The sequence below is a fragment of the Streptomyces sp. YS-3 genome (genome assembly GCF_045257485.1).
Lineage (GTDB): Bacteria > Actinomycetota > Actinomycetes > Streptomycetales > Streptomycetaceae > Streptomyces.
On the sequence record NZ_JBJHPC010000487.1, the window covers coordinates 1 to 5,502 of the forward strand.

Annotated in this window: 6 protein-coding genes and 1 pseudogene; 3 read left to right on the forward strand and 4 right to left on the reverse strand. The window is 67.6% G+C overall.

Annotated features, from left to right (window positions below; genetic code table 11):
* Together ACJA3G_RS28825 and ACJA3G_RS28830 are read left to right on the forward strand one after the other, a co-directional pair.
* Positions 1-2,236 (forward strand): tetratricopeptide repeat protein (locus tag ACJA3G_RS28825; protein WP_406555970.1); only part of this gene is annotated, 2,236 nt, incomplete at its 5' end.
* A 15-nt stretch (positions 2,237-2,251) separates the two neighbouring features.
* Positions 2,252-2,467: a hypothetical protein gene (locus ACJA3G_RS28830; protein ID WP_406555971.1), complete on the forward strand. Its 216-nt coding sequence runs from the start codon at positions 2,252-2,254 to the stop codon at positions 2,465-2,467.
* Here the strand turns inward: ACJA3G_RS28830 and ACJA3G_RS28835 are convergent.
* Positions 2,457-2,828, reverse strand: a complete 372-nt coding sequence (locus ACJA3G_RS28835) for a VOC family protein (RefSeq protein ID WP_406555972.1) — start codon at positions 2,826-2,828, stop codon at positions 2,457-2,459. The two genes, ACJA3G_RS28830 and ACJA3G_RS28835, sit on opposite strands and share 11 nt — an antisense overlap.
* Before the next feature lie 193 nt (positions 2,829-3,021).
* Between ACJA3G_RS28835 and ACJA3G_RS28840 the strand changes: the two are divergent.
* A pseudogene (locus tag ACJA3G_RS28840) lies at positions 3,022-3,174 on the forward strand (IS21 family transposase); the annotation flags it as partial.
* Between the two features lie 214 nt (positions 3,175-3,388).
* On the opposite strand, the gene ACJA3G_RS28845 reads toward ACJA3G_RS28840, so the two are convergent.
* The 3 genes from ACJA3G_RS28845 to ACJA3G_RS28855 all read right to left on the reverse strand — a co-directional run.
* Positions 3,389-3,574: an ATP-binding protein gene (locus ACJA3G_RS28845; RefSeq protein ID WP_406555973.1), complete on the reverse strand. Its 186-nt coding sequence runs from the start codon at positions 3,572-3,574 to the stop codon at positions 3,389-3,391.
* A 171-nt stretch (positions 3,575-3,745) separates the two neighbouring features.
* Positions 3,746-4,597 carry an NAD-dependent epimerase/dehydratase family protein gene (locus tag ACJA3G_RS28850; RefSeq protein ID WP_406555974.1) on the reverse strand — a complete coding sequence of 284 codons (852 nt, stop codon included), beginning with the start codon at positions 4,595-4,597 and terminating at the stop codon, positions 3,746-3,748.
* 203 nt (positions 4,598-4,800) lie between these two features.
* Positions 4,801-5,502, reverse strand: a 702-nt coding sequence (locus ACJA3G_RS28855; RefSeq protein ID WP_406555975.1) for a glutamine amidotransferase-related protein, incomplete at its 5' end; no start/stop codon positions are given.

Genomic DNA, 5,502 nt, shown 5'->3' on the forward strand with positions numbered 1-5,502 from the left:
GGGCGGGGTGGGCAAGACCCAGCTCGCCGCCGACTACGCCCGCACCGCATGGGACGAGGATCGCCTGGACGTCCTGGTCTGGGTCACCGCGAGTGCCCAGTCGCCTGTGGTGAGCGGATACGCGCAGGCCGGCGTCGAACTGTGCCGGGCCGACCCCGACGATCCCGAACTCGCCGCGAAACAGTTCCTGGCCTGGCTCGTCCCCAAGCCCGGGCAAAGGCCGTGTCGGTGGCTGATCATCCTGGACGACGTCACCGATCCCAGCGACCTCATCGTCCACCCGGACGACCCCGGTAAACGCTACAGTCTGTGGCCGCCCGCCAGCCCGCACGGCCGGGTACTGCTCACCACCCGCCGCCGCGACTCAGCCCTGTTCGGAGAAGGCCGCCGACGGATCGAGGTCGGTCTGTTCACCCCTGCCGAGTCGGCCACCTACCTCAGTGCGGCCCTGGACGCCCAAGGCCGCACCGAGCCCGCCGACCAGCTCACCGCCCTGGCCGACGGCCTCGGGCACCTGCCCCTGGCCCTGGCCCAGGCCGCCGCCTATCTCATCGACTCCGGCGAGACCCCAGTTACCTACCGCAACCTGCTGGCTGACCGCGCGACTACACTTACCGACCTCGCACCCGAATCCCTGCCCGACGAGCAGGCCACGGCCCTCGCCGCCGCCTGGTCCCTTTCCATCGACCGCGCCGACACGCTGCGCCCCGCCGGCCTGGCCCGGCCCATGCTCCACCTGGCCGCCATGCTCGACGTCAACGGCATCCCACAGGCCGTCCTGACCGGCGAGACCGCCCGCGCTCACCTCGCCGCACACCGCACCGCAGAGGGCCCTGACTCGGAACGGGCACCCGTCTCCCCCTCGGAGGCGGTACGCACCCTGCGGGCACTGGACCGGCTCAGTCTCATCGACCATCAACCGGACACCCCCCATCAGACCGTCCGCATCCACCAACTCATCCAACGTGCCACCCGCGACACCCACACTCCCCAGCAGAACGATCAGGCTTCGCGCACCGCCGCCGATGCTTTGGTCGCGGCCTGGCCTGAGATCGAACGCGACACCGACCTCGCCCAAACTCTGCGTGCCAACGCCGCCGCTCTCACTGGCCACGCTGAAGACGTCCTGTACGAGTTCGACGGTGTCCATGCGGTGGTTGTCCGCGTCGGCGCCAGCCTGGGCACGACCGGCCAAGTAGCCGCCGCCGTTGAGCATTTCCAGCGCATCGCTGGTGTCGCCCAGGGCCGTCTGGGGCCGGACCATCCCCATACCCTCGCTGTCCGGGGCGAAGTCGCGCACTGGCGGGGAGAGACGGGAGATGCAGCCGGAGCCGCAAACGCCTGCGCCGAGCTGCTGGAGCACATGGAGCGAGTGCTCGGCAACGAGCACGTCATTACCCTCAGCACCCGTAGCAATGTCGCCCGCTTTCGAGGTGAGGCGGGGGATGCTTCCGGAGCAGCGGATGCCTTCGCCAAGCTCCTCGCCGACCAGGTGCGGGTGCTGGGGGATGAGCACCCCTATGCCTTCGCTGTCCGGGGCGAACTCGTGCGCTGGCGATGGAAGGCGGGGGATGCTGCCCGTGCAACGGCCGCCTCCGCCGAGCTGCTGGAGCACATGGAGCGAGTGCTGGGCAATGAACACGTCATTACCCTCAGCACCCGTGGCAATGTTGCTTGCTTTCGCGGTGAGGCGGGGGATGCTTCCGGAGCAGCGGATGCCTTCGCCGAACTCCTCACGGACCGGGTGCGGGTACTGGGCGATCACCATCCCGACACCATCGCCACCCGGCGCTGTGTCGCCCGCTGGCTGGGGAGGACGGGGGATGCGGCCGGAGCGGCGGCCGCCTACACTGAGGCGGTGGAGCACATAGTGCGGGTGTTTGGCCCAGACCACCCCGACACTCTCACCACCCGTGGCAATATCGCCTACTGGCTGGGAAGGGCGGGGGATGCTTCCGGAGCAGCAGATGCCTTCGCCGAGCTTCTTGCTGACCGGGCGCGGGTACTGGGTGATGACCACCCCTCCACCCTCACCACCCGGCACAATCTCGCCTGGTGCCAGGGTGAGGTGGGGGATGCTGCCGGGGCAGCGGATGCCTTCGCCGAGCTTCTTGCTGACCGGGCGCGGGTACTGGGCGATGGCCACCCCGACACCATCGCCACCCGACCCTGTGTCGCCTACTGGCGAGGGATGCAACTGTTAGTGAACCTACCGATTGATGAGCAAGATCATTAAACGGCGGCGCCAGCCTTGGTCGACGACGTCGGCACGCTCGTGGCCAAGTGGCACATCACCGACGACGCAGCCGACTACAAAATCCTGCTGGAACTGCTCACCGAGTACGGAGACACCCAGGAGAACCCGATTTGGGTGGCGATCGAGACCAGCCGCACATGGCTCTGCACAAGCATCGAGGCCCCAGCCAGACAGGTCGAAGCCCTCGTGAAGACGGGAGTCAGCGCGTGACGGTGCAGAAGGGATGCCCAGCGGGATCGGTGAGGACCCGCGCTTTGTCCCCATGGGGCTGGTAATCCGGCTTGCCCGCACCCAACTCCAGCAGCAGGGCCTCGGCCTCGTCCAGGCTCTCCGCGACCTTGAAGCAGATGTGAAGCTGCTGGGGAACGATCTGGTCAGGCCAACTCGGAGCCCGGTAGTCCTCGACCCGCTGGAAGCCGATGAAAAGTCCGTCCTCACGGTTGAGACCGGCAAACTCGGCGTCCGACTTCGGGTGCGGTTCAAAGCCGGTGGCCTGCTGATAGAACGCCGCCAGAGCCAGCGGATCAGGGCAATCGAGTGTTATCGCGACCAGTTCCATCTGCAGGGACATGAGACCTCCGAGTCGATCAGTGGACTTCCGTGCACGCCATAGAGGCGGCTGCCTACGGTTGAGCGGGACGGAGGGCGCGTTCGTTCCACTCAACCGTAAGCACAGCAGGTCAGGGCCACACCAGGCCAACAGTTATCTGGGACAGGACAGTGGGGGAGGGTGGCTGACGGCGGTCTTGGACCCGCAACGATGGATGGAGCTTCGACGCTTCCGGGGGCTGTTCGAGTCCGGGGCTATGAGCCTGTCGGAGATCGCCAAGGAGACCGGACTCAACCGCCGTACGGTCGGCGAGTACCTGTCCTCTGAGGGCGCGGTTGCCCCGCCTCGTCGGGCTGCGCCCGGACAAGGCTGTCTGCGGAAGCCAGAGCGGTGAGGAAGGCGGCGAGACTGATGTCGCGGATGGCAGGGATGTCGCGGACTGCATCACTAGCGAGGTCTTCACTTGCGGCCTGACGAGCCGCCACCAATCACGGGAACTGACTTCAGCAGGCCGTTCAGGCCGGGCATGTCGGCACCACCGCATTGGTTGAGTGGCGTCCCGCGCTCCTGCGCGCAATTGATCAGGGCGGTGTCAGGGCTTTGTCGCTGGGGTCCGTGATCACTTGGTGACTGGCATCGATCAGCCGATCGAGGAGGGACTCGGCGACGGCAGGGTTGGGGAAGAGCGGATGCCAGTCGCTGGGCGCCCGGTTGCTGGTGATGATTACGGACCGGCCCTGACTCGGAGATGAGTTCATAGAGGTCATCGGCCTGCGGGGCGGTCATCTGACGCATGGCGAATGAAAATGCGCAGCCTGGTACAGACGAACATGCGCCACGCGCTGTACGCCACAGCACTGGTGTCGACCGATAGTCGGGCCCGACCGGTCACTGGGGTCCGGCTGCGTCGAGGGTGTCGCTCATGCGAGGCCGTGTGATCAGAACCGGAGGTGCGGGAGGGTGAACTCAGGCAGGGCATAAGGGCCGGCCTGAGGTGCCGCCGGGTCGGCCGGCAGGTCGGCTCCGGGAATGTCGAGGGCGTGGGGTTCCGCGTTGTCGACGGGTGTGTAGTCGAGTGCCGCCGGATCTGGGACTTCCCAGAAACGGCGTGTGTTGGCGGATACGGCGTACACGGTGGTGAAGCGGGTGGACGGTGGAGCGGTCAGCGCAGCTCGAATGTAGCCGACGGCGTCGCGCGGGCTGAGCCACGTCGCCAGATGCCGAGGCTCGGTCGGCAGGGGTTCGAAGCTGCCGATGCGCAGGCAGAGGACGGACAAGCCGAACTTGTCAGCGTAGAGTTGCCCGAGGGCCTCGATGGCCGCCTTGCTCACCCCGTACAGGCCATCGGGCCGTGGAGGCTCCTGCGGCCTCGTGAGGTGCCCGACGGGGTAGAAGCCGGTCACACGGTTGCTGCTGGCCAGCACCACCCGCTCGATGCCTACTCGCCGTGCCGCCTCCAGGACGTGGTGGGTGCCGAGCACGTTGGCGTCGAGAAGATCCGCGAGAGGGGCTTCGTCTGGTACACCGCCCAGATGGAGCACCTGATCAGCACCTGCGAGTGCCGATTCCACAGCGGCCGGGTCGCGCAGATCGATGGTGTGCACGTCCTCGTTGTCGGCCTCCGGCTGCAGCGGCACCCGGTCAAGAAGAATCACGCGCGTCGCTTCGTCCCGAAGTGCCTTGCGTACGACGGACCCGATGTTCCCCGCCGCGCCCGTCACCGCCACCGTTCCCAGCCGCACTACGCCTCCCCAGCCGAACTCGTCTTCCGCATCCTCGACGTTGAACATCCACCGATCAAGCAACGGCCCGCGCAATCCAGCCGTCGCCCAGCGATCGCCATGACTAGCTATCAGCAGCGACGCAAACGGACTGCGGCGGTGCACGGCGAGCTGTACCTACCGGTGCACGTTCAGGCGTACGCCGACAGCCGAGTTCAATACCTGAACCGAGTGCTCCGTCGTGCGCGCATAGTGAGCGCCTGATTGCGAGTTCAGCCGACTGCCCGCGCCGAGCTCTTGGCTGCATGCTCGACCGCGGTGCGGGCCAGTGCCTGGATGATGGGATGGGCCCGGGTGCCGTCGCCCGCGAGTTCGGGCTGGAACAAGGTGGCGAGGAAGAAGGGGTGTCCCGGCAGTTCGGCGATGCGTACGTCGCCCGCCTCGTCGGTGCCGCTGAAGCGCAGGCCGTGCGCACGCAGCACCTCGAGATAGGCCGGGCTGGTGCCGTACGAGCAGTGGTAGCGCTCAACGGTTCGCTCTGCCCCGAGGACCCGCTCGGCCAGCGATCCCGTCTCTGCCTTGACCGCTCCTTCGTGGCCGACCAGGGAGCAGGCCAGCGGGACGATCAGCGGGTTCTCGGCTTCGGGCCGGTTCTCGGCGTGGTTGACGCCGGTGAGTCCGCACACGTTGCGCGCGAACTCCAGGACCGCGTGCTGGAAGCCGCCGCAGGTGCCCAGGAAGGGGATCTGCCGCTCACGTGCGGTGCGGACCGCCGCGAGGGCGCCGGATTCGCTGCGGTACGGGCTGCCGGGCACCAGCCAGACGGCGTCGAATCCGCTGAGGACGCCAGCGGATTCCGCGTCCTGGGTCGGGATCCAGTACGCGTCCAGGACCAGCTGGTCGCGCTGGGCGAGGGCGTCGAGGAGGAGGGGAATGCGGGCATGGGCGCGGACGCTGGGGGAGCGGTCGCCCAC

Bases quoted from the DNA above. Each gene is read 5' to 3' on its own strand.
- ACJA3G_RS28845 (WP_406555973.1), bottom strand. From the start codon at position 3,574: ATGACCTCTATGAACTCATCTCCGAGTCAGGGCCGGTCCGTAATCATC.
- ACJA3G_RS28850 (WP_406555974.1), bottom strand. From the start codon at position 4,597: ATGTTCAACGTCGAGGATGCGGAAGACGAGTTCGGCTGGGGAGGCGTA.
- ACJA3G_RS28835 (WP_406555972.1), bottom strand. From the start codon at position 2,828: ATGTCCCTGCAGATGGAACTGGTCGCGATAACACTCGATTGCCCTGAT.